This window comes from Enterobacter sp. GD03975 (assembly GCF_029838645.1).
In the GTDB taxonomy this organism is placed as follows: Bacteria; Pseudomonadota; Gammaproteobacteria; order Enterobacterales; family Enterobacteriaceae; genus Enterobacter; species Enterobacter quasihormaechei.
In genome coordinates, this window is sequence record NZ_JAOBZC010000005.1 from 212,204 (window position 1) to 238,625 (window position 26,422).

Annotated in this window: 24 protein-coding genes and 5 tRNA genes; 19 read left to right on the plus strand and 10 right to left on the minus strand. The window is 55.9% G+C overall.

Translation table 11 applies throughout. The annotated features are described in order from the left end of the window. Positions 1-10 precede the first annotated feature (10 nt). The gene (fre, locus tag N5C09_RS11940; protein WP_006812340.1) at positions 11-712 is read left to right on the plus strand and encodes an NAD(P)H-flavin reductase; all 702 of its coding nucleotides are present in this window, start codon (positions 11-13) and stop codon (positions 710-712) included. A 216-nt stretch (positions 713-928) separates the two neighbouring features. Further along, the gene (locus N5C09_RS11945) at positions 929-2,548 is read left to right on the plus strand and encodes an ABC-F family ATP-binding cassette domain-containing protein (RefSeq protein WP_279749107.1); all 1,620 of its coding nucleotides are present in this window, start codon (positions 929-931) and stop codon (positions 2,546-2,548) included. A gap of 38 nt (positions 2,549-2,586) precedes the next feature. Here N5C09_RS11945 and N5C09_RS11950 read toward each other — a convergent pair whose 3' ends face one another. Next, complete coding sequence (locus tag N5C09_RS11950; RefSeq protein ID WP_063452196.1) at positions 2,587-2,874, minus strand: HTH-type transcriptional regulator; 288 nt, start codon at positions 2,872-2,874, stop codon at positions 2,587-2,589. 331 nt (positions 2,875-3,205) lie between these two features. Here N5C09_RS11950 and N5C09_RS11955 point away from each other — a divergent pair, with 331 nt between their 5' ends. Together N5C09_RS11955 and cspA are read left to right on the plus strand one after the other, a co-directional pair. Beyond that, positions 3,206-3,916 (plus strand): DUF3053 domain-containing protein, encoded by a 711-nt coding sequence (locus N5C09_RS11955; protein WP_063452198.1) that lies wholly within the window; start codon positions 3,206-3,208, stop codon positions 3,914-3,916. A gap of 244 nt (positions 3,917-4,160) precedes the next feature. Then, positions 4,161-4,373, plus strand: a complete 213-nt coding sequence (gene cspA / locus N5C09_RS11960) for an RNA chaperone/antiterminator CspA (protein WP_003860775.1) — start codon at positions 4,161-4,163, stop codon at positions 4,371-4,373. A gap of 58 nt (positions 4,374-4,431) precedes the next feature. On the opposite strand, the gene ghrB is transcribed toward cspA, so the two are convergent. From ghrB to N5C09_RS11990, 6 genes are all read right to left on the minus strand, one after another. Beyond that, positions 4,432-5,406 carry a glyoxylate/hydroxypyruvate reductase GhrB gene (gene ghrB, locus N5C09_RS11965; protein ID WP_279749108.1) on the minus strand — a complete coding sequence of 325 codons (975 nt, stop codon included), beginning with the start codon at positions 5,404-5,406 and terminating at the stop codon, positions 4,432-4,434. A 27-nt stretch (positions 5,407-5,433) separates the two neighbouring features. Next, a complete protein-coding gene (locus tag N5C09_RS11970) occupies positions 5,434-6,714 on the minus strand; it encodes an MFS transporter (RefSeq protein WP_001089079.1) in 1,281 nt (426 codons plus the stop codon). A gap of 117 nt (positions 6,715-6,831) precedes the next feature. Beyond that, the gene (locus tag N5C09_RS11975) at positions 6,832-7,770 is read right to left on the minus strand and encodes a sugar kinase (RefSeq protein WP_279749109.1); all 939 of its coding nucleotides are present in this window, start codon (positions 7,768-7,770) and stop codon (positions 6,832-6,834) included. A 3-nt stretch (positions 7,771-7,773) separates the two neighbouring features. Then, the gene (locus N5C09_RS11980) at positions 7,774-8,523 is read right to left on the minus strand and encodes a xylose isomerase (RefSeq protein WP_107534439.1); all 750 of its coding nucleotides are present in this window, start codon (positions 8,521-8,523) and stop codon (positions 7,774-7,776) included. Positions 8,524-8,625: 102 nt separating this feature from the next. Next, on the minus strand, positions 8,626-9,642 hold the full coding sequence (locus N5C09_RS11985) for a LacI family DNA-binding transcriptional regulator (RefSeq protein WP_279749110.1): 1,017 nt from the start codon (positions 9,640-9,642) through the stop codon (positions 8,626-8,628). Between the two features lie 114 nt (positions 9,643-9,756). After that, complete coding sequence (locus N5C09_RS11990; protein ID WP_063868886.1) at positions 9,757-10,419, minus strand: OmpA family lipoprotein; 663 nt, start codon at positions 10,417-10,419, stop codon at positions 9,757-9,759. A 164-nt stretch (positions 10,420-10,583) separates the two neighbouring features. On the opposite strand from N5C09_RS11990, the gene N5C09_RS11995 reads away from it, so the two are divergent. Continuing rightward, on the plus strand, positions 10,584-12,911 hold the full coding sequence (locus tag N5C09_RS11995) for a molybdopterin guanine dinucleotide-containing S/N-oxide reductase (protein WP_279749111.1): 2,328 nt from the start codon (positions 10,584-10,586) through the stop codon (positions 12,909-12,911). Here N5C09_RS11995 and N5C09_RS12000 read toward each other — a convergent pair. Together N5C09_RS12000 and tag are read right to left on the minus strand one after the other, a co-directional pair. Beyond that, positions 12,880-13,320 carry an N-acetyltransferase gene (locus N5C09_RS12000; protein ID WP_279749112.1) on the minus strand — a complete coding sequence of 147 codons (441 nt, stop codon included), beginning with the start codon at positions 13,318-13,320 and terminating at the stop codon, positions 12,880-12,882. The genes N5C09_RS11995 and N5C09_RS12000 overlap by 32 nt on opposite strands. After that, positions 13,298-13,879, minus strand: coding sequence for a DNA-3-methyladenine glycosylase I (tag, locus tag N5C09_RS12005; protein WP_193032465.1), 582 nt, complete (start codon positions 13,877-13,879; stop codon positions 13,298-13,300). Before tag ends, N5C09_RS12000 begins: the two co-directional genes overlap by 23 nt. 160 nt (positions 13,880-14,039) lie before the next feature. Here tag and N5C09_RS12010 point away from each other — a divergent pair, with 160 nt between their 5' ends. The 9 genes from N5C09_RS12010 (at position 14,040) to dppF (ending at position 24,464) form a co-directional block, all read left to right on the plus strand. Further along, positions 14,040-14,582 (plus strand): lipase, encoded by a 543-nt coding sequence (locus tag N5C09_RS12010; protein ID WP_279749113.1) that lies wholly within the window; start codon positions 14,040-14,042, stop codon positions 14,580-14,582. A gap of 236 nt (positions 14,583-14,818) precedes the next feature. Continuing rightward, positions 14,819-16,021 (plus strand): MFS transporter, encoded by a 1,203-nt coding sequence (locus N5C09_RS12015; protein WP_063452207.1) that lies wholly within the window; start codon positions 14,819-14,821, stop codon positions 16,019-16,021. 237 nt (positions 16,022-16,258) lie between these two features. Next, positions 16,259-17,953 (plus strand): kdo(2)-lipid A phosphoethanolamine 7''-transferase, encoded by a 1,695-nt coding sequence (gene eptB, locus N5C09_RS12020; protein ID WP_063868894.1) that lies wholly within the window; start codon positions 16,259-16,261, stop codon positions 17,951-17,953. Between the two features lie 92 nt (positions 17,954-18,045). After that, a tRNA-Pro gene (locus N5C09_RS12025) sits at positions 18,046-18,122 on the plus strand. A gap of 621 nt (positions 18,123-18,743) precedes the next feature. Continuing rightward, a complete protein-coding gene (gene dppA / locus N5C09_RS12030; protein WP_063452209.1) occupies positions 18,744-20,351 on the plus strand; it encodes a dipeptide ABC transporter periplasmic-binding protein DppA in 1,608 nt (535 codons plus the stop codon). A gap of 177 nt (positions 20,352-20,528) precedes the next feature. After that, a complete protein-coding gene (gene dppB / locus N5C09_RS12035) occupies positions 20,529-21,548 on the plus strand; it encodes a dipeptide ABC transporter permease DppB (protein WP_022646696.1) in 1,020 nt (339 codons plus the stop codon). 9 nt (positions 21,549-21,557) lie between these two features. Further along, a complete protein-coding gene (dppC, locus tag N5C09_RS12040) occupies positions 21,558-22,460 on the plus strand; it encodes a dipeptide ABC transporter permease DppC (RefSeq protein ID WP_063452210.1) in 903 nt (300 codons plus the stop codon). A 10-nt stretch (positions 22,461-22,470) separates the two neighbouring features. Further along, positions 22,471-23,454 (plus strand): dipeptide ABC transporter ATP-binding protein, encoded by a 984-nt coding sequence (dppD, locus tag N5C09_RS12045; protein WP_063868897.1) that lies wholly within the window; start codon positions 22,471-22,473, stop codon positions 23,452-23,454. Further along, positions 23,451-24,464, plus strand: coding sequence for a dipeptide ABC transporter ATP-binding subunit DppF (gene dppF, locus N5C09_RS12050; protein WP_006810533.1), 1,014 nt, complete (start codon positions 23,451-23,453; stop codon positions 24,462-24,464). Before dppD ends, dppF begins: the two co-directional genes overlap by 4 nt. Positions 24,465-24,507: 43 nt before the next feature. Here dppF and coaA read toward each other — a convergent pair whose 3' ends face one another. Then, the gene (coaA, locus tag N5C09_RS12055; RefSeq protein WP_279749114.1) at positions 24,508-25,458 is read right to left on the minus strand and encodes a type I pantothenate kinase; all 951 of its coding nucleotides are present in this window, start codon (positions 25,456-25,458) and stop codon (positions 24,508-24,510) included. Between the two features lie 317 nt (positions 25,459-25,775). On the opposite strand from coaA, the gene N5C09_RS12060 reads away from it, so the two are divergent. The 5 genes from N5C09_RS12060 to N5C09_RS12080 all read left to right on the plus strand — a co-directional run. Continuing rightward, positions 25,776-25,851, plus strand: a tRNA-Thr gene (locus N5C09_RS12060). Positions 25,852-25,859: 8 nt separating this feature from the next. Then, positions 25,860-25,944, plus strand: a tRNA-Tyr gene (locus N5C09_RS12065). Positions 25,945-26,060: 116 nt separating this feature from the next. Then, positions 26,061-26,135: transfer RNA gene (locus N5C09_RS12070), tRNA-Gly, on the plus strand. 6 nt (positions 26,136-26,141) lie between these two features. Continuing rightward, positions 26,142-26,217, plus strand: a tRNA-Thr gene (locus tag N5C09_RS12075). Between the two features lie 118 nt (positions 26,218-26,335). Beyond that, positions 26,336-26,422, plus strand: an 87-nt coding sequence (locus N5C09_RS12080) for a GTP-binding protein (protein WP_002436303.1), incomplete at its 3' end; no start/stop codon positions are given.

A 26,422-nucleotide genomic window follows, 5' to 3' on the forward strand; every position in this document is an offset into this window, starting at 1 on the left:
GAGAGAGCGAATGACAACCTTAAGCTGTAAAGTGACGTCGGTAGATGCTATTACCGACACCGTATATCGCGTCCGTTTGGTTCCTGAAGCGGCATTTTCATTCCGTGCCGGTCAGTACCTGATGGTCGTGATGGACGAGCGTGATAAGCGTCCTTTCTCTATGGCCTCAACGCCAGCAGAGCAGGAATTTATTGAGCTGCATATTGGTGCGTCTGAGCTTAACCTGTACGCGATGGCCGTGATGGACCGCATCCTGAAAGAGCGTGAAATCGTGGTCGACATTCCTCACGGTGAGGCCTGGCTGCGTGAAGACGAAGACCGTCCGCTGATCCTGATTGCCGGCGGTACGGGCTTCTCCTATGTCCGTTCTATTCTGTTAACGGCGCTGGCGCGTAATCCAAATCGCGATATCACCATCTACTGGGGCGGCCGTGAAGAGAAGCATCTTTACGATCTGTCTGAGCTGGAAGCGCTGAGCGTCAATCATCCAAACCTGCGCATCGAGCCGGTTGTCGAGCAGCCGGAAGAGGGCTGGCGCGGGCGCAGCGGTACGGTGCTGACCGCGGTATTGCAGGATCACGGGACGCTGGCGGGGCACGATATCTACATCGCCGGTCGCTTCGAAATGGCGAAAATTGCCCGCGACCTGTTCTGCAACGAGCGTGACGCGCGGGAAGATCGTCTGTTCGGCGATGCGTTTGCGTTTATCTGATTGAGAGACCCGCTTCGGCGGGTTTTTTTCACGCTGACAATCGTGTTGGTGAAAATTTAACCTTGAAACGGGCGGCGCATTGCCGTTATTCTTGTTCCCGTTAACTTTCGCCCTCAGGAGCGCCCCCAAAAATGAACAAACACGACTGATGAATTTCGATCCTTGCTAAACGCACCGCGTCGGCAGGGGATGTTTTGATTTCATTCAGGAGTGCTTATGGCTCATTTTGCGCAGTCCCCCTCTTTTATTTTGCATCAGGTCACCTGTCAGTTTGCGACGGGCGATATCCTTTTTGGCCCTCTGTCTCTTTCTCTGGATGCGTCAGTGTGCGCGCTGGTTGGCCGCAACGGCAGCGGCAAAACGCGCCTTCTGCGGCTGCTGGCAGGTATTGATGAGCCCGCCAGCGGTCACATTGAGCGCTTTGCTACACACGCCTGTGTGGCGCAGCAGCAGGATATTTCTGCGAATACCACGCTTGCCGAACTGCTTGGCTACGGCGCGATCTTTGCGGCGCGCACGCGCATCGACAGCGGTCATTATGAACCCGACGATCTGGACACGCTCGACGGGCACTGGGATCTGGCTGAACGGCTGAGCCAGGCTTTTATCGCGGCCTCGCTTCCACCTTTTGACCCGAATAAACCCGCAGCAGAGCTGAGCGGTGGCGAGCGCATTCGTGCCTTGCTGTGCGGTGCATTCACCGCAGATGCTGATTACCTGTTGCTGGACGAACCGACCAACCACCTCGACAGGCAAGGCCGCATGTGGTTCTACGAGCAGCTTGCCCGGTATCAGGGCGGGGTGCTGGTGGCCTCTCACGATCGGGAATTGCTGGCGCAGGTGCCGCGTATACTTGAACTGAGTGCTTCGGGCTTGCGCAGCTACGGCGGGAATTATGCTGACTATCGAACCCAGCGTGATGCCGAGCAGCAGGCCGCCCGCGCCGCGCTGGAGCATGCTGCCACCGAGCGCAAACGTACCCGAGCCCGCATGCATAAAGAGCATGACGACAGCCAGCGGCGTTCAGCCAAAACGCTTCGTAAGGTCGACAGCCTTAACATTGCCTCGTTTGAACGGGTCAAATACAAAGCAGCGGCGAAAGAGCGTATTGGTTCCTGGAAAAAACAGCATAGCGATCAAAATCATGCCCTGAACGCTGCGGTTAACCAGGCACGCGAGCGGGTTGAAGAGGATAACGCGGTGATGTTTACCCTGCCGGGCAGTCAAATTCCGGAAGGGAAACAGGTGCTGGTGCTGGAAGAACTGGTGCTTCCGCACGTGCCTGTCCCCCCGATCGGCTGGCGAATGGATGGCCCGATGCGTGTGGCGCTACGCGGGCCGAACGGCTGTGGAAAATCCACGCTGTTGAAAGTGATCCTGGGCGAAACCGCCCCTGTTGCGGGAACCTGTAAGGTCTCCGTCAGGCACGCCTGTCTCGATCAGCATCTTTCCCGGCTGGATCTGTCGCAGTCGGTAATGACGCACCTCAGCCTTAGCAATACGCCGCTCGAAGAGGGGGCGCTGCGTACCCGTTTAGCGCAGCTTCAGCTGGGCGCGGAGAAAGTGACGCTGCCTCTGGCCGCGCTAAGCGGGGGCGAGCGCCTGAAGGCCGCGCTGGCCTGCGCGCTGTGGCGTGAAGAGGCGGCGCAGCTGTTGCTGCTGGATGAACCGACCAATCACCTCGATCTGGCCTCCGTGCAGGCCATTGAAGCGGCCCTGGCCGATTTCCCCGGCGCGCTGCTGGTAGTGTCCCATGATGAAGCGTTTTTGGCAGGATTAAAGCTGACGCATGAGCTGGTGTGGGAGGAGTCGGGATGGCGATGTGAAAGGCTCTAAACACAAGCCCCCGCAAGGGCGGGGGCAAACAAACTTAATCAGGCTAACTGCTTGCGAAGGTCAGGGTTTGCCTGGATCAGGCGCATCAGCTTTAGCTCGGCTGGGGTAGGTTTTTCACGTTTTGACTCCCACTCCAGCACCATCGCTACGCTGACACCCATCGCTCTTGCGAATTCATCTGTTTTCAGGCCCGACCCTTTACGTAAACGCTCAAATTCACTAAAAGGATTGGACTTTTGATTCAGGGTAATCGTCGGCGGTACATCTTTAAAAATAATCTGTTCCAGGCTGCTCAGCAGCTCAAACTCAGGATCTTTTAATTCCATTGAGAACTCCTCATAAATCACACATCGGGATCATGAACATCAGAGAGCATGTTAAGAATAGTCCCTAAACCAAACACAGGATCGTCACGGCTGTGATTAATTGTGCGATCACGATCGCTTTACCCGTTTCAGCTATATGGATAGTTATGCTAATTACCTGATTAGTCATATGTAGGAATGAACAGGTATTTTTTTGTAAATAGTCAGTACAAAAACGGGAATACCCGTTTTGCATGAAAACTCTATCTTGCAAGGCTGACCTGGACTATCCTTGTCAGCGTTGGGCACGCGTGTGCCGGTGTGCGCTTTTTTGGGTGAAAGGAGTAATAAAATGGCGACAGGAAAGTCCTGCTCTCGCTGGTTTGCGCCTATTGCGGCGTTGTTGATGGTTGTTAGCCTGAGTGGGTGTTTCGATAAAGAAGGCGATCAGCGCAAAGCGTTTATCGATTTTCTACAGAATACAGTGATGCGTAGCGGCGAGCGTTTACCAACGCTGACTGCGGATCAGAAAAAACAGTTTGGTCCATTCGTGTCGGATTACGCCATTCTGTATGGCTATTCACAGCAGGTAAGCCAGGCGATGGATTCCGGTATCCGCCCGGTAGTGGATAGCGTGAACGCCATCCGCGTTCCACAGGATTATGTGACCCAGCGTGAACCGCTGCGCCAGTCCAACGGCGCGCTCGGGGTGCTGAGCCAGCAGCTGCAAAATGCCAAAATGCAGGCTGATGCCTCGCGTTCCGCGTTGAAGCAGGGTGAAGATCTGAAGCCGGTTTATGACCAGGTGTATGAGAAAGTGGTGACTAAACCGTCAAACGCCTTGCAGCCGTTGATCCCAGCGGCGCAGGTCTTTACTCAGCAGCTGGTTCAGGTGGGTGACTTTATCAGTGAGCAGGGTACGCAGGTGAGCTTCGTCTCTAACGGTATTCAGTTCCCGACCTCCCAGCAGGCGAGCCAGTACAATACGCTGATCGGGCCGCTCGCGTCCCAGCACCAGGCCTTTAGCCAGGCGTGGAGCGCAGCGGTCGCTGCAACCGAATAAGAAAAATCCCCGCTTCTGGCGGGGTTTTTTTATGCTTAATGAAAATAACGCTTGTCATTCATCTACCACATCGGTATAACTATGTTCGTCGGTTTGTTACACAGACCTAAAGCAGTTTAGTAAAGCAGTCCAGATTGTTATCCATAGATACCCTTCGTAGTGACCCTTCCTTCATCGCTTAAAAATCTGTAACGCAATCCATCAAGCCGGAAGGCACAATATATTTGTTAATAAGGTAATTTCTATGTCTGCTAAAATGACTGGTCTGGTAAAATGGTTCAACGCTGATAAAGGTTTCGGCTTCATCACTCCTGACGATGGCTCTAAAGACGTGTTCGTACACTTCTCTGCTATCCAGAACGATGGCTACAAATCTCTGGATGAAGGTCAGAAAGTTTCCTTCACCATCGAAAGCGGCGCTAAAGGCCCAGCAGCTGGTAACGTTGTAAGCCTGTAAGCTTCCAACCCAGTAGCACAAAATTCAAAAACCCGCCTTCTGGCGGGTTTTTTCGTTTCTACTGTTGTATCTGTGGGTTAACGCAGTTCTTATCCACTTTACCGCTAAGCGCGGCAATCAGGTTTTCCACTGCGGTCGCCGCCATGTTGTAGCGTGTTTCGTGTGTCGCAGAGCCGATGTGAGGCAGGGCAACGACGTTGGGCATGGTCAGCAGCGGTGAATCCACCGGCAGCGGCTCCTGTTCAAACACGTCCAGCCCGGCGGCGTGGATCTCACCGTTTTGCAGTGCCTCAATCAGCGCCTTTTCATCTACCACCGGGCCGCGACCCGCGTTGATGAAAATGGCCGATTTCTTCATCTTTTCAAACGCCGCTTTGCCGATGAGATGACGCGTTTCATCCGTCAGCGGCAGGATCAGGCAGACAAAGTCGGCTTCCTGCAACAGCGTATCAAGCTCGCAGTAGCGGGCGTTGAAACGTTCTTCAGCTTCAGCGTGATGACGGCGTGCGTTATACAGAATGGGCATGCTGAAGCCGAAATGGGCGCGCTGTGCCAGCGCCAGGCCGATACGCCCCATCCCCACAATCCCCAGCGTTTTGCCATGTACGTCCACGCCGAACCAGTCCGGGCCAATGCTTTTCGTCCATTCGCCCGCTTTCACGCGCTCGGCCACCTCCACCACGCGACGGGCGGTGCTGAGCGCCAGCGCCATCAGCGTGTCGGCGACGGTTTCCGTCAGGGCATGAGGCGTGTGCATCAGCAGAATGTTGCGCGCGTTAAGCGCATCCACGTCGAAATTATCGTATCCCACAGAAACGGTTGAGGTGGCACGAAGTTTCGGCATTTTCTCCAGCAGCGCTGCATCCACCTTTTCGCTTGAACCCAGCAGGCCTTCGGCGCTGGCAAACGCGTCGGCGTGCTGTGCCACGGTTTCCGGGCTGAGGTTCTTCACCCGGGTAACGGTAAAGTGTTCCTCCAGGCGTTTTTGCAGATCTTCAGGCAGTGCTTTGTACAAAATGACGGACGGCTTCATGCTAATCTCCGTTGATTTTAAAAGGATTCAGGCGTGGCGTGCGCCGACGGGTAGCTGTTGATTATTAGCAGGCTTAACGATCAGAGTAAGCCATACCGAGGCAAAAAGCGCCACCCCCATAAAGATGTAAGAGGCCGACGGGCTGCCGGTTGCGCCGTTCAGATAGCCAACAAACCACGAGCCGAAGAACGAACCCAGCGCGCCCATACTGTTGATCAAGGCCATCGCGCCCCCTGCGACGTTACGCGGCAGCATTTCCGGAATGATGGCAAAGAACGGACCATACGGGGCATACATGGCTGCACCCGCAATCACCAGCAGGGTATACGAGGCCCAGAAGTGGTTCGCGCCCACGGCCCAGGAGCCAATGAAGGCAAAAGCAGCGATCAGCAGCAGCGGCCAGACGAACAGCTTACGGTTTTGCAGCTTGTCCGATGCCCAGGAGACGATAATCATTGCGATGGTCGCAGCCAGATAAGGCACCGATGACAGCCAGCCCACTTCCACCATGCCAAGGTTTTCACCGCCGCTGCGGATAATTGACGGCAGCCACAGCACAAAGCCGTACACGCCAATACTCCAGGTAAAATACTGCGCGCACAGCAGGATCACGTTGCGGGAGCGGAAGGCTTCACCGTAGTTACGCACCGCTTTCAGCCCCTGCTGTTCTTTATCCAGCTGTGCCTGAAGTGCAGCCTTTTCGTCCTCTGAAAGCCATTTCGCCTGGGCTGGCTTATCTTTCACCAGCACCCACCAGCAGAAGGCCCAGATGATTGCGGGAACCCCTTCGATGATGAACATCTCGCGCCAGCCGAAGGACTGGATCAGGTAGCCGGACACCACCGACATCCACAGCACCGTGACCGGGTTACCGAGTATCAGGAAAGTATTGGCACGTGAACGCTCAGATTTTGTGAACCAGTTGCTGATGTAAATCAGCATTGCCGGCATCACTGCCGCTTCCACCACGCCGAGAATAAAGCGAATGGCAGCCAGTGCAGGAATGTTATTCACCACGCCGGTGAGGGAGGCGCAGGCACCCCATAAGATCAGGCAGATGAAAATGAGCTTTCGCACGCTGCGGCGTTCAGCGTAAATCGCGCCGGGGATCTGGAAGAAGAAATAGCCCAGGAAGAAGAGGGCGCCTAGCAGGGAGGAAACCCCTTTGGTGATCCCGAGGTCTTCGTTGATCCCGGCGGCGGATGCAAAACTGAAGTTGGCACGATCAAGGTACGCCAGGCTGTACGTGATAAACACGATGGGCATGATGTACCACCAGCGTTTGACTGCATTGGTCGAACTGTTCATAGGCTTGCCTCTGTTGTTGAGGTTGTTACCGCCGTTGTCTGTAGGGTACACGGTGGCTTAATTATCTGGTGCGGATTGCTGCCCTCACCCTGGACCTCTCCCACCGGGAGAGGGAATTCAGACGCCGAGCTCTGCTCGTGTCGGTAATCCTTCGCTATCGCCCTGCACCTGGATCGCCAGCGAACCAATTTTGTTGCCCCGCGCCACGGCCTGCGACAGCGGTTCGCCTTCCAGCAGGGCGCTAATGACTCCGACGGCAAACCCATCGCCCGCGCCCACGGTATCGACCACGTTGTCGACTTTTACCGCTGCGACAGCGCCTTGCTCACCGTCGGCGGTTTTAAACCACGCGCCGTCGGCACCGGTTTTCAGCACTACAGCTTTTACCCCTCGGTTGAGGTAAAAATCCGCAATGCCTTCCGGTGTGGTCTCGCCAGTGAGGATCATTCCCTCTTTTACGCCCGGCAGTACCCAGTCCGCCTGAAACGCCAGTCGGTTGAGTTTCTCAACCATCTCCGCTTCGCTTTTCCACAGCACCGGACGAAGGTTCGGATCAAAGGAGATCGTTTTGCCCTGCGCTTTCATCGCCGACGCAGCATGATCCAGTAAATCGTACGAACCGGCCGAAAGCGCCGCCGCCACGCCGCTCAGGTGCAGATGGCGCGCGGAGGAGAAATAAGGGGCATGATAATCATCGACGGAGAGATGGCTTGCTGCTGAGCCTTTGCGGAAATACTCAACGGTGGGATCGGTTCCATTTTCAACTTTCGATTTCAGCTGAAAGCCCGTCGGGAAGCGTCCGTCGAGCGTGACGCCTGCGGCATCAATGCCCTCTTTTTTCAGCGAGTCGAGAACGAAATGGCCAAAGCTGTCATTGCCCACGCGGCTCACCCAGCCGACATTCAGCCCCAGCCGCGCAAGGCCGGTAGCGACATTCAGCTCGGCGCCTGCCACGCGTTTGATAAAGTGTTCTACTGCGCTCAGCTCGCCCGTTTCGGTGGCGACAAACATCGCCATGGCCTCGCCGATGGTGATAACGTCCAGCGTCTTGTGCATGGTTTACTCCTCGCGCAGCAGGTTGACGTAATGGCGGGTGACGGCGGTGAGATCCGTCCCTTCGAGCGGAAATTCGATACCGCGCGGCGCGTCGGCAGGCAGTTGATTAAGCAGATCCTGCCAGCGAGAATCGGTTTGATCCGGCGCGACGGCGCGGAACTGCGCCTTATGCGGGACCGCGGCTTTCACGTGAATATAGCTCACGGCGGGTGCCAGCTGACGCGCAGCCTCTTCCGGGGAGTCCCCGACCCACAGCCAGTTGCCCATATCGAACGTCAGCGTTACCGGCAGCGCCATCACCCGACAGGCGGCTTTGAAACGCTGCATCGGGGCGAGCTGCCCGCAGTCGGTCTGGTCGTTTTCCACCACCAGCGTCATGCCGCTTTCATCCAGCAATGTCCGCAGATCTTCAAGGGGGTGTTTGTCGCTGAAATGACCCAGCGAGACCTTAAGCCATAGCGCGTTCAGGATGCTGGCTTCGCGGAGGTAGCGGGGGAGATCCGGGTTGAGCGTGCCGTCGGGCATAAACAGGGGGGCCGGGGCGGAGTAGCATGCCAGTAAACCCAGCAGCTCAATGGACTCGCCGAGCGCAGGCAGCGCCATTAACTCGTCGCTGCTGAAGAGCTCGCGGCGGATTTCAACGCCATCAGCCCCTGCGCCAGCAATAACGGGAAGCATCGCCCGTTGCCCGCCTGCCTGTCGCACCCGATCCGCGCCATACGCGGCGGTGACCACCATTATTTTCCTGCTCATTTCCTGACTCCAACGCGTAATCGATAGTATTACGCTAGATGGAACCGGTTCCAAAGAAAAGAATGGGATGTTGAATTTATGATCGCTGTCACGAAGGGGAATTTAGCGAGCGGTAGAGCCGCGAACGATCAGCTCGCCGGAAAAAACCTGTTCGCGTACGGCATCGCGGGTGCCTTCAATACGGCGAACCACTTGCTCAACCGCGGCATAGCCGATTTGCCAGGTGGGTTGTTTGAGGGTGGTAATGCCCACGCCTGCAAGTTCTGCCCACTCCAGTTCATCAAAGCCGAGTAAGCCGATGTCGCTGCCCCAGTGCAGGCCGATGCGTTGAAGCGAGCGGGCAACCTGTAGCGTGAGCGCCCCGTTCGCGGAGATCACCGCCTTACGCATTCCCCGATGGCGGGTATGGAACTGGCGCAGGGTGTTATCCAGCAGCCCGGCTTCGTGCAGGGGAATTTCGGCATTTTCGGCGATCGCGCCGGGATATCGCGCCAGCGTAGCGCGAAATGCAGCCAGGCGGTCGCGACGGGTGTTAACCATGCCAAGCGGTTCGCTCAGGAACAGAATGGCTTCGAAACCCTGTTCGATAAGGTGCTCGGTGGCGGTGGTGGCGGCCTGGGTGTTATCCAGCCCGACCACATCGCAGGCAAATTCCGGGATTTTGCGGTCAATAAGCACCATCGGGAGAGACGATTGTTGCAGACGATTTAGCCCCTCTTCGCGCATCCCGACGGCATTGACCACGATCCCTTCCACCTGGTAGCTGCGCAGCAGATCAAGGTAATGCAGCTCCTGATCAACTTCGTTATTGGTGTTACAGACCAGCGGGGTAAAGCCTTTTTCCCGGCACGCCGCTTCGATGCCGCTGAGTACGTTAACGGAGTAGGGGTTAGTGATATCGGCGATGATAAGCCCAATCAGGCGGGTGCGACCACGCTTGAGGCCGCGCGCCATCAGGCTGGGACGGTAGTCGAGATCGGCAATGGCCTGTTCGATCCGCGCCAGCAGCGCATTGGAAAGCAGGTGTTTCTCGCCGTTGAGGTAGCGCGAAATGCTGGTTTTACCGGTTTTGGCGGCTTTCGCCACGTCGCTGATGGTGGCCCGGGCTGGTTTGCTCATCGCTGATTTCCCTGAATTTAGTGAGAATACCTTAGCGGGAAAATCAACGATGGCAAGTGGTTCATGCCGGGGTGTGCGGTCTGTTGCCCTCACCCCGGCCCTCTCCCTCGGGGATTACTGAATCGGGCTCAACGTAATCTCTACGCGACGGTTTTGCGCTTTACCTTCCGCCGTGCTGTTGCTGGCGATAGGGTTGGCAGGGCCCATGCCGCTGGTGCGGATGCGGTTCGCTTCTACGCCCTGGGCGATCAGCGAGCTGGCCACGGAATCAGCGCGCTGCTGTGACAGACGCATGTTCAGATCCTGGCTACCGGTGCTGTCGGTGTAGCCAATCACGTTCACGGCAGTTTTACTGTACTCTTTCAGCACCGCGGCCACACCGGTGAGGGTGTTCGCGCCCGCGGGTTTCAGCGTCGCGCTGCTGCTGTCAAAGGTCACGTTGTTTGGCATGTTCAGGATGATATTGTCACCGCTGCGCGTCACGCTCACGCCCGTACCTTTCATTTTGTCACGCAGCTTCGCTTCCTGCACATCCATGTAATACCCTACGCCACCGCCCAGGGCTGCGCCTGCCGCTGCGCCAATCAGCGCGCCTTTGCCGCGATCCTTCTTGGAGGAGGAGAGCGCGCCAACGCCAGCGCCGACAAGGGAACCAATACCCGCGCCAATACCGGATTTACCCGCTTCGCGTTCGCCGGTATAAGGGTTGGTTGTGCAGCCTGAAACAGCCAGTGCGCCGCTTACCAGAGCGGCAATTACGAGTACGCGTTTTTTCATCTTATTTCCTTAATCCTTTTTATTCTTTGCCACGACGGACGTGGCAGTGGATTATGACGTCCGAATACGGAGAAAATTCAGTGTATAACTCTGAAATTTGTCACAAACGATAAACTGCCTCAACGAAAGGCCGTCATACCTGCACGCAACCAGGAGCGCACGCTTTGAGCACCTCAACAAAAACCATTCTGACCGCCGCCCACTGGGGGCCGATGCTGGTCGAAATTGATGGCGACACAGTGCTGTCGTCTCGCGGGGCTTTGCCTTCGCGCCATCTCAACTCTTTACAGACCGTCGTTCGCGATCAGGTACACAGCAAAACCCGCGTACGCTGGCCGATGGTGCGTAAAGGCTTTCTGGCGTCACCGGATAAACCGCAGGGTGTGCGCGGGCAGGATGAGTTCGTTCGCGTGAGCTGGGACGATGCGCTGGCGCTGATCCATACGCAGCATAAACGCATCCGCGACAGCTATGGCCCGTCGTCCATTTTTGCCGGCTCCTATGGCTGGCGCTCGAACGGCGTGCTGCATAAGGCCGCAACCCTGCTGCAACGCTACATGAGCCTGGCCGGGGGCTATACCGGCCATCTGGGTGATTACTCAACCGGCGCAGCGCAGGCGATCATGCCTTACGTCGTGGGCGGCAATGAGGTTTATCAGCAGCAGACCAGCTGGCCGCTGGTGCTGGAGCATACCGACGTGGTGGTGCTGTGGAGCGCCAACCCGCTCAACACCCTGAAAATTGCCTGGAATGCGTCCGACGAGCAGGGCGTTTCCTACTTCGACGCGCTGCGCAAAAGCGGCAAGCGCATCATCTGTATCGATCCGATGCGTTCTGAAACCCTGGATTTCTTCGGCGACAGCGCCGAGTGGATCGCGCCCCATATGGGCACCGACGTGGCGATGATGCTGGGTATCGCCCATACCCTTGTGGAGAACGGCTGGCACGATACGGAATTCCTTACGCGCTGCACCACGGGCTTCGATAGATTTGCCGACTACCTGACGGGCCAAACCGACGGTGTCGCCAAAACCGCAGAGTGGGCCGCTGCGGTTTGCGGCGTTGATGCCGCTAAAATCCGCGATCTGGCGGCGTTATTCCATAGCAACGTCACGATGCTGATGTCCGGCTGGGGAATGCAGCGCCAGCAGTTTGGCGAGCAAAAACACTGGATGCTGGTGACGCTCGCCGCGATGCTTGGGCAGATTGGCACGCCCGGCGGCGGTTTTGGGCTTTCCTATCACTTTGCCAACGGCGGTAACCCAACGCGTAAAGCGGCGGTGCTGGCGTCCATGCAGGGCTCAGTGCAGGGTGGCGTGGACGCGGTGGATAAAATTCCCGTGGCGCGCATTGTTGAGGCTCTGGAGAATCCGGGCGGGTTTTATCAGCACAACGGTCAGGATCGCCATTTTCCGGATATTAAGTTTGTCTGGTGGGCGGGCGGGGCCAACTTCACCCATCACCAGGATACCAACCGCCTGATCCGCGCCTGGCAGAAGCCGGAGCTGGTGGTGATCTCGGAGTGCTTCTGGACCGCGTCAGCGAAACATGCCGACATCGTGTTGCCCGCCACGACCTCGTTCGAGCGTAACGATCTCACCATGACCGGGGATTACAGCAACCAGCACATGGTGCCGATGAAGCGCGTCGTGGCCCCCCGGGATGAAGCGCGTGATGATTTTGACGTCTTTGCTGACCTGAGTGAATTATGGGAAGCGGGCGGGCGCGAGCGTTTCACCGAGGGCAAAACGGATCTGCAATGGCTCGAAACGTTTTACCAGATAGCCAGCCAGCGCGGGGCTGCGCAGGGCGTGACGCTGCCGCCATTTGCTGAATTCTGGGAGGCGAATCAACTCTTCGAAATGCCGGAAAGCGAGCAGAACGCGCGGTTTGTGCGCTTTGCTGACTTCCGTCGCGACCCGGAAAATCACCCGCTTAAGACCGAGAGCGGGAAGATTGTGATCTACAGCGAACGTATCGCCAGCTTTGGCTACGCGGACTGCCCGCCGCACCCGGCGTGGCTGGAGCCGGACGAATGGCATGGCAATGCGCAGCCGGGGCAGCTTCAGTTGCTGTCTGCCCATCCTGCCCATCGCCTGCACAGCCAGCTTAACTATTCGGCTCTGCGCGAGCAGTATGCGGTGGCTGGACGCGAGCCGATCGCGCTGAATAGCGATGACGCAAAGGCGCGGGGAATTAACGACGGCGATCTCGTGCGCGTCTGGAACGCGCGCGGGCAGGTGCTGGCTGGCGCCGTGGTGAGCGACGGGATCCGCCCTGGCGTGTTCTGCATTCATCAGGGCGCATGGCCGGATCTGGCGCTGGACGAGGGCGGTATTTGTAAGAACGGTGCCGTAAACGTGCTGACCAAAGATCTCCCCAGCTCGAAGCTGGGGAATGGCTGCGCGGGGAATACGGCGCTGGCATGGGTGGAGAAATATGAGGGGCCGGCGCTTACCCTTACGGCGTTTGATCCGCCTGCCAGCTCATGATCCACGTCGGGTGTTGGGTATCATCCTGCCAGGCGCTGTCTTCAATGCGAAAACCCTGAGCATGATAGAAATTCACCGCCCGCACGTTTTTCTGATACACCTCCAGAGTTAAATACGGGTAGTGCTGCTGAACGTGGTTCAGCAGCGCACGCCCGATCCCCTTTCCGATGAACGCCGGGGCGACAAACAACGCCCCCACGAACTGGGACTGCATGACGCTGATAAAGCCGCGCAGCGTGCCGTTCTCCTCCCAGACCCAGGTTTCGGCGGCGGGAAGGTATTCATCCCGCACCAGCGCTTCGTTCGCTTTCCAGTAGCCAGCGTCGATAAACGGATGCGCCTCGGTAGTGCTCTCAAGCCACAGTTTCAGGAGCTGAGTGGTATTCTCACTGTGCCATTTGCGGATCATGGTGGCCCTCCGGGTGGCAGATGCAGCCCGTAATATGGTCGTTGACTAGCCCGCAGGCCTGCATAAAGGAGTAACAGATGGTGGTGCCCACAAACTTAAAGCCGCGTTTTTTCAGCGCTTTCGACAGGGCATCCGAGGCGGGGGTCGAGGTTGGGATCTCCGCAAGCGTGGCGGCCCGCGTCACCTTTGGCTCGTTATCCACAAACGACCAGACAAATGCTGAGAAGGGTTCGCCGTTTTGCGCCATCGCCAGATAAGCGCGCGCGTTACCAATAATGGCCTGAATTTTACCGCGATGGCGGATGATACCGGGGTCCAGAACCAGCCTTTCCACGTCGTCTTCGGTCATGGCGGCCACCGCAGCCGGATCGAACCGGTGGAAGGCATTGCGGTAGTTCTCACGCTTTTTCAGAACGGTGATCCACGACAGCCCGGCCTGCTGGCCTTCAAGGCAAATCATTTCAAACAGTTTTTTACCGTCGGTTTCCGGTACGCCCCATTCCTTGTCGTGATAATCGATATAAAGCTGATCCTGGCTTACCCAGCCGCAACGTTGCATAGGTCATCTCCCTTCCTGATACGGTAAACGCAAAAATTTCAATCTGCCCGGCTTGACGTGTCTGCTAAAGAGACAATAGTTAATACAGGGCTATACGCCCTAATACCTCTTCGAACAATGACATATATCGCCGAACTCGGCTCTTTCTGGAGTCGCTTTGATGATGATAAAAAAAATCAGTGGTCGCCATGCTGCTTCTGGCCTGGTGAGTGTCTCAGCCTGCCTGCTTATAGGTAACACCGCTTTTGCGTGGCAACAGGAATATATCGTTTCAGATGCACAAAGTAATACGACAGAACGCTATACATGGGACGCCGATCACCAACCTCGTTATGAAGATATTCTCGCGGAACGTATTAACCATTCGCAGAATGCTGCGGGCTTTGCCCTGAACGACCCCTCCGGTTCGGATGCGGTAACTGTGCTGAGCGTTGGCTGGAATTTTCCCGTGACGGGACATTTCACGACCGGGCCGGTCATGGCGTGGCGCTCTGATGGCACGCCTCCCGCAACGGTGATTGCGTATGGCGATACAACCACCACGCAGACGCTTACCGACCCCCTCTGGCATGCCAGCGTGAACTCGCTGGGGTGGCGTGTGGATACCCAGTACGGTGATATACACCCCTGGGCGAAGATCAGCTACAACCAGCAGTCGGAGGAAGAATATTTATATACCCTGGGCTTAAGCGCCAAATTTTAGGCTTGTTACTTTTTTAAACGCTGCGGTAACATATTTAATACAATAATGGCGCGGGTTGTGGCGATAGTGGTCACTCACCTTTAAGCGTTTTCTTCTCCGGCAAGGTCGTTCATTCCCGCTTCCAGGCATTTCATTCCGTTTCTCCTGCATTTCATGCCGTTTTCCCCCTGGCGTTTTGGGGTTTTGTTTATCGTGTCCTCAGCGAATTTCCTTAATTTCTCTTGCAGGACACTGCCATGAACACATCAACCTATAACCGCACGCGCTGGCTGACGCTCTTCGGCACCATCGTGACCCAGTTCGCACTGGGCTCGGTCTATACCTGGAGCCTGTTTAACAGCGCCCTGTCTGATAAGCTCGGCGCGCCGATAAGCCAGGTGGCATTCTCCTTCGGCTTGCTGAGTCTTGGATTAGCGATTTCCTCTTCCGTGGCGGGCAAACTTCAGGAGCGCTTCGGCGTGAAGCGCGTGACCATGGCCTCCGGGATCCTGCTGGGCGTGGGCTTCTTCCTGACGGCACACTCCAACAACCTGATGATGCTGTGGCTGAGCGCCGGGGTGCTGGTGGGGCTGGCGGACGGCGCAGGTTACCTGCTGACGCTGTCGAACTGCGTGAAGTGGTTCCCGGAGCGTAAAGGGCTTATCTCCGCGTTTGCCATTGGTTCATATGGCCTGGGCAGCCTGGGGTTCAAATTCATCGACTCCCATCTGCTGGCCTCGGTGGGGCTTGAGAAAACCTTTATGATCTGGGGCGTGATTGTGCTGGTGATGATCCTCTTCGGCGCCACGCTGATGAAAGATGCCCCGCAGCAGGAAGTGAAAACCGTAAACGGCGTGGTGGAGAATGATTTCACCCTCGCACAGTCCATGCGTAAGCCGCAGTACTGGATGCTGGCGGTGATGTTCCTGACGGCCTGCATGAGCGGTCTGTATGTTATTGGCGTGGCGAAAGATATCGCGCAGGGGATGGTAAAACTGGATGCGGCGACGGCGGCGAACGCGGTAACGGTCATCTCCATCGCTAACCTCTCGGGTCGTCTGGTACTGGGTATCCTGTCTGACAAAATCGCCCGCATCCGCGTGATTACGCTGGGGCAGGTGATCTCCCTGGTGGGCATGGCGGCGCTGCTGTTTGCACCGCTGAACGAGGCGACCTTCTTTGCGGCGATTGCCTGCGTCGCCTTTAACTTCGGCGGCACCATTACCGTCTTCCCGTCGCTGGTGAGCGAGTTCTTTGGCCTGAACAACCTGGCGAAAAACTACGGCGTCATTTATCTCGGCTTCGGTATCGGCAGTATCTGCGGGTCGCTGATCGCCTCGCTGTTCGGTGGCTTCTACGTGACCTTCTGCGTGATATTTGCCTTGCTGATTATCTCGCTGGCGCTGTCGACCACCATTCGTCAGCCGCAGCGCGAGGCTTATAAAGAAGCGCATGCATGATTCGATGAAAAGGGGCCCCAGGGCCTCTTTTTTTATCTCAACATCACTTCCGGACTTGTTATTTTGTAAAAATCTTCATCAATCACACTCTCTGCTGCCACTTTTCTTTCCCGCTGTGGTCTACTTATCGCGCTTGTAGACGTTTCTGATAACGGTTTCGCTCGCATCTACTTACTCTGTCAGCTTTCTCACTGAGATTCGGCGGGTCTTTATACCCCTTCCCCCAGGGTTGTTTGCATGAAATATATTAGGTCTCTTACCCAGCAAAGATTGTGTCTGATGCTGGCTGTCTATATCGGTTTGTTTCTGAATGGCGCGGTACTGTTCAGACGCGTGGAAGGTTATTTCGAACACCTCACCGTAAGAAATGGAATTTTTGCCGTCATTGAAGTGTTTGGCTCTATCCTGGCAACCTTCTTCCTGTTACGCCTGCTCTCGCTTTTTGGCCGACGGACATGGCAAATTCTGGCCTCGCTGGTGGTGATTATCTCTGCCGCCGCAAGCTATTACATGACATTCATGAACGTGGTCATTGGCTACGGTATTGTCGCCTCGGTGATGACCACGGACATCGATCTCTCGAAAGAGGTGGTGGGCCAAGGGTTCATCATGTGGACGATTTTGACCTGCCTGATCCCGCTCTTCTTTATCTGGAGCAATACCTGCCGCTATACCCTGTTACGCCAGCTGCGTACCCGGGGACAGCGCATCCGCAACGTCGCCGTCGTTCTGCTGGCAGGCCTGCTGGTGTGGGCGCCGATTCGCCTGATGGAAAAACAGCAAAAACGCATCGAAAAAGCGACGGGCGTGGATATGCCAAGCTATGGCGGCGTGGTGGCTAACTCGTATCTGCCGTCCAACTGGCTGTCCGCGTTAGGTCTTTACGCCTGGGCACAGGCGGACGAATCCAGCGATGTGAAATCGCTGATTAACCCGACCAAAAAGTTCACCTACCAGGCGCCGGCTGACGGGCTGGATGATACTTACGTGGTCTTCGTTATCGGCGAAACGACGCGCTGGGATCATATGGGTATGCTCGGCTATGACCGCGATACCACGCCGAAACTGTCGCAGGAGAAGAATCTGGTGGCTTACCGCGGCTATTCCTGCGATACCGCCACGAAGCTCTCGTTGCGCTGTATGTTTGTGCGTGAAGGCGGGGCGAGCGATAACCCGCAGCGTACCCTTAAAGAGCAAAACGTGTTTGCGGTTCTGAAGCAGCTTGGATTTAGCTCCGATCTGTTCGCCATGCAAAGTGAAATGTGGTTCTACACCAACACCATGGCGGATAACATCGCCTATCGTGAGCAGATTGGCGCCGAGCCGCGTAACCGCGGTAAGAACGTTGATGACATGCTGCTGCTCTCCGAGATGGAACAGTCGCTGAAAAACCATCCGCAGGGTAAGCACCTTATCGTTCTGCATACCAAAGGATCACACTACAGCTATTATCAGCGTTACACGCGTGATTTCGCCAAATGGACCCCTGAGTGCGTCGGCATTAACAAAAACTGTAGCAAGCAGGAGCTGATTAATGCCTATGATAACTCGATTCTGTATGTGGATACCTTCCTCAGCCGGGTGATCGACCAGCTTCGCGATAAGAAAGCGATTGTGATTTACGCGGCCGATCACGGCGAATCCATCAACGAGAAAGAGCATTTGCACGGCACGCCGCGCAAGCTGGCGCCGCCTGAGCAGTTCCGCGTGCCGATGATCATGTGGATGTCGGATAAGTACCTGGAAAACCCGGACAAAGCCAAAATGTTTGCCCATCTGAAGCAGCAGGCAGAGATCAAGGTTCCGCGCCGTCACGTTGAGCTCTACGACACCATTATGGGCTGTCTCGGCTACACCTCACCGAACGGTGGGATTAACGAAAACAACAACTGGTGTAAACTCCCTGATAACACCACAAAAGCCGCGCAGTAGCTGGTCTGGCGAGAATATCGCCAGTTGAATGGCTTTTTGAAAATAAGGGATTGACGAGGGGCGCACCTCAGCAGTAAGATGCGCTCCGCATTCGGCGAGTAGCGCAGCTTGGTAGCGCAACTGGTTTGGGACCAGTGGGTCGGAGGTTCGAATCCTCTCTCGCCGACCACATTCTAAAAAGGGCTAACCGCAAGGTTAGCCCTTTTTGCATTAACGCGTTATCCCGCGCAAGTCCTCAAAATACCCCTTAGCCCTGCTTCCCCCTGCCTGCTTGCGGTTTTGTGACATAATCCATTGTATTTTTTTATATATAGTTTGATCTTTTTTCGCGTTGCTTATGGATAACCTCAGCATTTTTCGCTGTGCGTTTTAACGTTCGCGGTATTTAGTGCTCAGATAATCACCATTCCGTAAGAAAATTTACCCAATCTGAATAAAACTTAATCACTGAGTGTTGCGAAATATGAAGTTAATTGTGCTGCATCATGGCGAGTAGCATAAATTTCTCTGCTGAAAACTGGCATTCAGGGTTTTTTTAATCTTTGTTTGCGGTTTCTCACACTCCACGTAAATCCCCGCCACCTGTATTGACGTTTTCACATTCTGTTGACAGATTGTAGGGCACGAGGGGCATTTCAGGGAGGATCTGCGCTGCAACTCAAACGCTCTTCTGAAAGGATTCTCTATCCCTTTTAACGCCTTCGGGCATCACCGACCGGACCGGGTAAAAAATAAATAAAGGTCAGGCGGCGTAACACAACAAAGCAAAACATCACATTGGAGCACAATAATGAGTATTTCCTTGAAGAAGTCAGGGATGCTGAAGCTTGGTCTGAGCCTGGTGGCCATGACCGTTGCAGCAAGCGTACAGGCAAAAACCCTGGTTTACTGTTCTGAGGGCTCTCCGGAAGGCTTTAACCCACAGCTCTTTACCTCTGGTACGACTTACGACGCAAGCTCTGTACCGATCTATAACCGTCTGGTTGAATTTAAAACCGGCACCACGGAAGTCATTCCTGGCCTGGCTGAAAAGTGGGATATCAGCGAAGACGGTAAAACCTATACCTTCCACCTGCGCCAGGGCGTGAAGTGGCAGGACAGCAAAGAATTTAAACCTACGCGCGACCTTAACGCCGACGACGTGGTGTTCTCCTTCGACCGTCAGAAAAATGCCCAGAACCCGTACCATAAGGTCTCTGGCGGCAGCTATGAATACTTCGAAGGGATGGGCCTGCCGGACCTGATCGCTGAAGTGAAGAAAGTGGACGATAAAACCGTTCAGTTCGTGCTGACGCGTCCGGAAGCGCCATTCCTGGCTGACCTGGCCATGGACTTCGCCTCTATTCTCTCTAAAGAGTACGCGGACAACATGCTGAAAGCCGGCACCCCGGAAAAAGTGGACCTGAACCCAATCGGTACCGGCCCGTTCCAGCTGCTTCAGTACCAGAAAGATTCGCGTATTCTGTATAAAGCCTTCCCGGGTTACTGGGGCACCAAGCCACAGATCGACCGTCTGGTCTTCTCCATCACGCCTGACGCATCCGTGCGTTATGCAAAATTGCAGAAAAACGAATGTCAGGTGATGCCGTATCCAAACCCGGCTGACATCGCGCGCATGAAGCAGGACAAAAACATCAACCTGATGGAGCAGGCGGGCCTGAACGTGGGTTATCTCTCCTTCAACACCGAGAAGAAACCGTTCGATGACGTGAAAGTGCGTCAGGCGCTGACCTACGCGGTGAACAAAGAAGCGATCATCAAAGCCGTTTACCAGGGCGCGGGCGTTGCAGCCAAGAACCTGATCCCACCAACCATGTGGGGCTATAACGACGACATCAAGGACTACACCTACGATCCTGAGAAAGCGAAAGCGCTGCTGAAAGAAGCGGGCCAGGATAAAGGCTTCACCGTGGAGCTGTGGGCGATGCCGGTACAGCGTCCATACAACCCGAACGCACGCCGTATGGCGGAAATGGTTCAGGCTGACTGGGCGAAGATTGGCGTACAGGCCAAGATTGTGACCTACGAGTGGGGCGAGTACCTGAAGCGCGCCAAAGCGGGTGAGCACCAGGCGGTCATGATGGGCTGGACCGGTGACAACGGGGATCCGGACAACTTCTTCGCCACCCTGTTCAGCTGTGCGGCAGCGAAAGACGGTTCCAACTACTCTCGCTGGTGCTACAAGCCGTTTGAAGACCTGATCCAGCCGGCGCGTGCGACCGACGATCACAACAAACGTATTGAACTGTACAAGCAAGCGCAGGTTGTCATGCACGATCAGGCTCCGGCGCTGATTGTTGCTCACTCCACGGTGTACGAGCCAGTGCGTAAAGAAGTCAAAGGCTACGTGGTTGATCCACTGGGCAAACACCACTTCGAAAACGTGTCTGTTGAATAATTAAAAGCAACGCCAGGCGGCGCTGCGCTTGCACTGGCCTACGGTATGTAGGCCGGGTAAGCGTAGCGCCACCCGGCAGCAGTGCTTTATTCCCTCCCCATCAGGTGAGGGGATAAGATTTGTGAGCAATACAGACGTCACGCCACTGGGCGTGCGTCATCAGAGAGAATCCGGGTTATGTTGCAGTTCATCCTCCGACGTCTGGGACTGGTTATCCCGACGTTTATCGGTATCACCCTTCTCACTTTTGCCTTCGTCCATATGATCCCGGGTGATCCGGTGATGATTATGGCGGGCGAGCGTGGTATCTCCCCTGAACGTCATGCGCAACTGCTGGCTGAACTCGGCCTTGATAAGCCGATGTGGCAGCAGTACCTCCACTATATCTGGGGCGTCTTGCACGGCGATTTAGGCATTTCACTGAAAAGCCGACTTCCGGTGTGGGACGAGTTCGTGCCGCGTTTCCAGGCGACGCTTGAACTGGGCATCTGCGCCATGATCTTTGCGACCGCGGTGGGGATTCCCGTTGGCGTACTGGCTGCCGTTAAGCGTGGCTCTATTTTCGACCACACCGCCGTTGGCCTGGCACTGACCGGCTATTCCATGCCTATCTTCTGGTGGGGCATGATGCTGATCATGCTGGTATCGGTGCAGTGGAACCTGACGCCGGTCTCCGGACGCGTCAGCGACATGGTCTTCCTTGATGACACCAACCCGTTAACCGGTTTCATGCTGATTGATACGGCGATCTGGGGCGAAGAGGGCAACTTCATTGATGCGGTTGCGCACATGATCCTGCCTGCAATGGTGCTGGGCACCATACCTCTGGCGGTGATCGTGCGTATGACCCGTTCTTCCATGCTGGAAGTGCTTGGCGAAGACTATATTCGTACTGCCCGCGCCAAAGGCCTGACCCGTATGCGCGTCATCATCATTCATGCCCTGCGTAACGCGATGCTGCCGGTGGTTACCGTTATCGGTTTGCAGGTGGGTACGCTGCTGGCGGGGGCGATCCTGACCGAAACCATATTCTCCTGGCCGGGCCTCGGACGCTGGCTGATTGACGCGCTGCAACGCCGTGACTATCCGGTGGTGCAGGGTGGTGTACTGCTGGTCGCGACGATGATTATCCTCGTCAACCTGCTGGTCGATTTGCTGTACGGCGTGGTGAACCCGCGTATTCGTCATAAGAAGTAAGGGGCCATCATGTCACAAGTTACTCAAAATAAAGCGGTCTCTGCGCCGGTGCCTATGACGCCAATGCAGGAGTTCTGGCACTACTTCAAGCGCAACAAAGGCGCGGTCGTCGGGCTGGTGTATGTTTCCATCATGATCCTGATTGCGGTGTTTGCGAACTTCCTCGCCCCGTATAACCCGGCGGATCAGTTCCGTGATGCGCTGCTCGTGCCGCCAGTCTGGCAGGACGGCGGCAGCGTTGCCCATCTGCTGGGCACCGATGACGTGGGCCGCGATGTGCTGTCGCGCCTGATGTACGGTGCGCGCCTGTCGCTGCTGGTTGGCTGCCTCGTGGTGGTGTTGTCGCTGATCATGGGCGTGGTGCTCGGCCTGGTGGCGGGCTACTTCGGCGGCATCGTTGATAACGTCATCATGCGTATCGTCGATATCATGCTGGCATTGCCTAGCCTGCTGCTGGCGCTGGTGCTGGTGGCGGTCTTCGGCCCGTCGATAGGTAACGCTGCGCTTGCGCTGACGTTTGTTGCGCTACCGCACTACGTGCGTTTAACCCGTGCGGCGGTGCTGGTGGAAGTGAACCGCGATTACGTTACCGCGTCTCGCGTGGCGGGTGCCGGTGCGATGCGCCAGATGTTCATTAATATCTTCCCGAACTGCCTTGCGCCGCTGATCGTTCAGGCGTCGCTCGGTTTCTCTAACGCCATTCTCGATATGGCCGCTCTTGGCTTCCTTGGCATGGGTGCGCAGCCGCCAACACCGGAGTGGGGGACCATGCTCTCCGACGTGTTGCAGTTCGCGCAAAGCGCCTGGTGGGTCGTCACCTTCCCGGGTCTGGCGATTCTGCTGACGGTGCTGGCATTTAACCTGATGGGTGATGGTCTGCGTGATGCGCTTGATCCCAAACTGAAGCAGTAAGAGGCACGAGATGGCGTTATTAAATGTAGATAAATTATCCGTGCACTTCGGCGACGAAGGCACACCGTTTCGCGCCGTGGACCGCATTAGCTACAGCGTAAATCAGGGCGAAGTGGTTGGTATTGTTGGGGAGTCTGGCTCGGGTAAATCCGTCAGCTCGCTGGCGATCATGGGGCTGATTGATTACCCCGGCCGCGTAATGGCGGAAAGTCTGGCGTTCAACGGTCAGGATCTGAAGCGTATTTCCGAGAAACAGCGCCGCCAGCTGGTGGGCGCGGAAGTGGCAATGATCTTCCAGGACCCCATGACCAGCCTGAACCCGTGCTACACCGTCGGTTTCCAGATTATGGAAGCCATTAAGGTGCATCAGGGCGGCAATAAGAAAACCCGACGTCAGCGCGCTATCGATCTGCTGACGCAGGTGGGTATTCCCGATCCGGCATCGCGTCTGGACGTTTACCCGCATCAGCTCTCCGGCGGGATGAGCCAGCGCGTGATGATCGCCATGGCTATCGCCTGTCGGCCAAAGCTGCTGATTGCGGATGAACCGACAACCGCGCTGGACGTGACCATCCAGGCGCAAATCATCGAGCTGCTGCTGGAGTTGCAGCAGAAAGAGAACATGGCGCTGGTGCTGATTACGCACGACCTGGCGCTGGTGGCGGAAGCGGCACACAAAATCATCGTGATGTATGCGGGCCAGGTGGTGGAGACCGGAAGTTCGCACGATATCTTCCGCGCGCCACGTCATCCGTATACGCAGGCACTGCTGCGCGCGCTGCCGGAGTTTGCTCAGGACAAGGCGCGTCTGGCGTCGCTGCCGGGCGTGGTTCCGGGCAAATACGACCGTCCGCAGGGCTGTCTGCTTAATCCGCGCTGCCCGTATGCCACGGACAAATGCCGGGCTGAGGAGCCAGAGCTGAATCTTCTGGCCGACGGTCGACAGTCAAAATGCCACTACCCACTCGATGATGCCGGGAGGCCAACACTATGAGTACGCACCAGGCCACCACGCAACAGCCGCTGTTGCAGGCTATCGACCTGAAAAAACATTACCCGGTGAAGAAGGGGATTTTTGCCCCTGAACGCCTGGTAAAAGCGCTGGACGGCGTCTCCTTTAGCCTCGAACGCGGTAAAACGCTGGCGGTCGTAGGGGAGTCAGGCTGCGGGAAATCCACGCTGGGCCGTCTGCTGACGATGATTGAAACGCCCACCGGCGGCGAGCTTTACTATCAGGGCCAGGATCTGCTCAAGCACGATCCACAGGCGCAGAAGCTGCGTCGTCAGAAAATCCAGATCGTGTTTCAGAACCCGTACGGCTCTCTGAACCCGCGAAAGAAAGTCGGGCAAATTCTGGAAGAGCCGCTGCTGATTAACAGCAGTCTGAGCAAAGAGCAGCGTCGTGAAAAAGCGCTGGCGATGATGGCGAAGGTGGGCCTTAAAACCGAGCATTACGATCGCTACCCGCACATGTTCTCTGGCGGCCAGCGCCAGCGTATTGCCATCGCCCGCGGTTTGATGCTTGATCCGGACGTGGTGATTGCCGATGAGCCCGTCTCGGCGCTCGACGTGTCCGTGCGCGCGCAGGTGCTTAACCTGATGATGGATTTACAGCAGGATCTGGGGCTGTCGTACGTGTTCATCTCGCACGACCTGTCCGTGGTTGAGCACATTGCCGATGAGGTAATGGTGATGTACCTGGGGCGCTGCGTGGAGAAGGGAACGAAAGATCAGATCTTTACTAATCCGCGTCACCCGTACACCCAGGCGCTGCTGTCTGCGACGCCGCGGCTTAACCCGGATGACCGCCGTGAGCGAATCAAACTTACCGGCGAGCTGCCGAGCCCGCTGAACCCGCCGCCGGGCTGTGCGTTCAACGCCCGCTGCCGTCGCCGCTTTGGTCCGTGCACGCAGTTGCAGCCACAGCTGAAGGATTATGGTGGACAGCTGGTGGCCTGCTTCGCGGTCGATCAGGATGAAAACGGCGAAAAGCCACATGCATAAAGAAAAAAACCGGCGTTAAGCCGGTTTTTTTTACGTCTGAGGTCTACTTCCGTAGCCGAATCTGGTCGACGGCGTGTTTCTCGCTCTTGGTGAGGATCAGGCTTGCACGTTCGCGCGTCGGCAGGATGTTCTCTTTCAGGTTTACGTAGTTGATCTCATTCCATAGCCCTGTCGCCACGTTGATAGCCTCTTCTTCAGAGAGCTGGGCGTAGTTATGGAAGTAGGAGTCCGGGTCGGTGAACGCCCCTTCACGGAACTTCAGGAAGCGGTTGATATACCAGCGTTGCAGCAGTTCTTCCGGCGCATCCACATAAATTGAGAAGTCGACAAAGTCAGAGACAAACACGTGATGCGGATCGTGAGGATAATCCATCCCGCTTTGCAGAACGTTTAACCCTTCCAGAATCAGGATGTCGGGCTGCACAACCGATTTGTCGCCATCCGGGATACGGTCGTAAATCAGATGCGAGTAAACCGGTGCGGTGACGTTAGGCACGCCCGATTTTAAATCAGAGACAAACTTCACCAGGCGGTGCATATCATAAGAAAGCGGGAAGCCCTTCTTCTTCATCAGGCCGCGTTCTTTCAACACCTCATTGGGATGCAGGAAGCCATCGGTGGTGATCAGCTCCACGCTGCGGTGCTCCGGCCAGCGGCTCAGCAGCGCCTGTAGCACGCGCGCGGTGGTACTTTTACCCACTGCCACGCTGCCCGCAATACTGATGATATAAGGTATACGTTGACCGTTCGTGCCGAGGAACTGTTCCAGCACGGCCTGACGACGCAAATTGGAGCTGATATAGAAGTTAAGCAAGCGGGAGAGGGGGAGATAGATTTCTGCCACCTCTTCCAGGGAGAGATCTTCGTTTATCCCTTTTAGCCGTGCGATTTCACCTTCCGTCAGCGTCATAGGGACGGAGTCACGCAGGGCTGCCCACTGGCTACGGTTAAACTGAAGATAGGGCGTCATTAACGTTTGCTCTTTTTTGCTCATAAGCATGCTTCTGTGAACCATCACGAAACGGCGGGTGCGGGCTCATCACATAGTTAATTTTGGACAATGGGCAGGAGGTTAACACCAGATGAGAGGAATAATAAGAAAAAATATGGGAAAGCGATGCTTAACCGGATAGGTATCACCTGGGGCTATAGCGTGCCGAAATCAGCCGTTCATGTTGAATTTTTAACCGTGAGCGGATGAATTTACAGCGGTTAGCCCTGGTTTCGAATAAAATGTGAGCGAAAGAACGTTTTATGCAATTTTTTAGTTGCATGACTGCGCAGGTCTCCATAGAATGCGCGCTACTTGATGCCGACTTAGCTCAGTAGGTAGAGCAACTGACTTGTAATCAGTAGGTCACCAGTTCGATTCCGGTAGTCGGCACCATCAAGTCCGGTGGGGTTCCCGAGCGGCCAAAGGGAGCAGACTGTAAATCTGCCGTCACAGACTTCGAAGGTTCGAATCCTTCCCCCACCACCACTTTCTGGCAGCGTCAACGCCGCCGGAGCTGGTTGGAAAAATTGACCAGCTCGAACAGAAAAGAGAGAAATCTCTTTTTTTGTTACAGAAAGAACTGGGTAGCCGAGTTTCAGGATGCGGGCATCGTATAATGGCTATTACCTCAGCCTTCCAAGCTGATGATGCGGGTTCGATTCCCGCTGCCCGCTCCAATACGTGCTGATATGGCTCAGTTGGTAGAGCGCACCCTTGGTAAGGGTGAGGTCCCCAGTTCGACTCTGGGTATCAGCACCACTTCACTTCTCCCTCCCTTTCTCTCTGTTTCAATGTAAATGTATTCAACAGTTCAGGCATTTTCGCCTGGTTGATGTGGTGATATCACCGATTTATCCGTGTCTTAGAGGGACAATCGATGTCTAAAGAAAAGTTTGAACGTACAAAACCGCACGTTAACGTCGGTACTATCGGCCACGTTGACCATGGTAAAACAACGCTGACC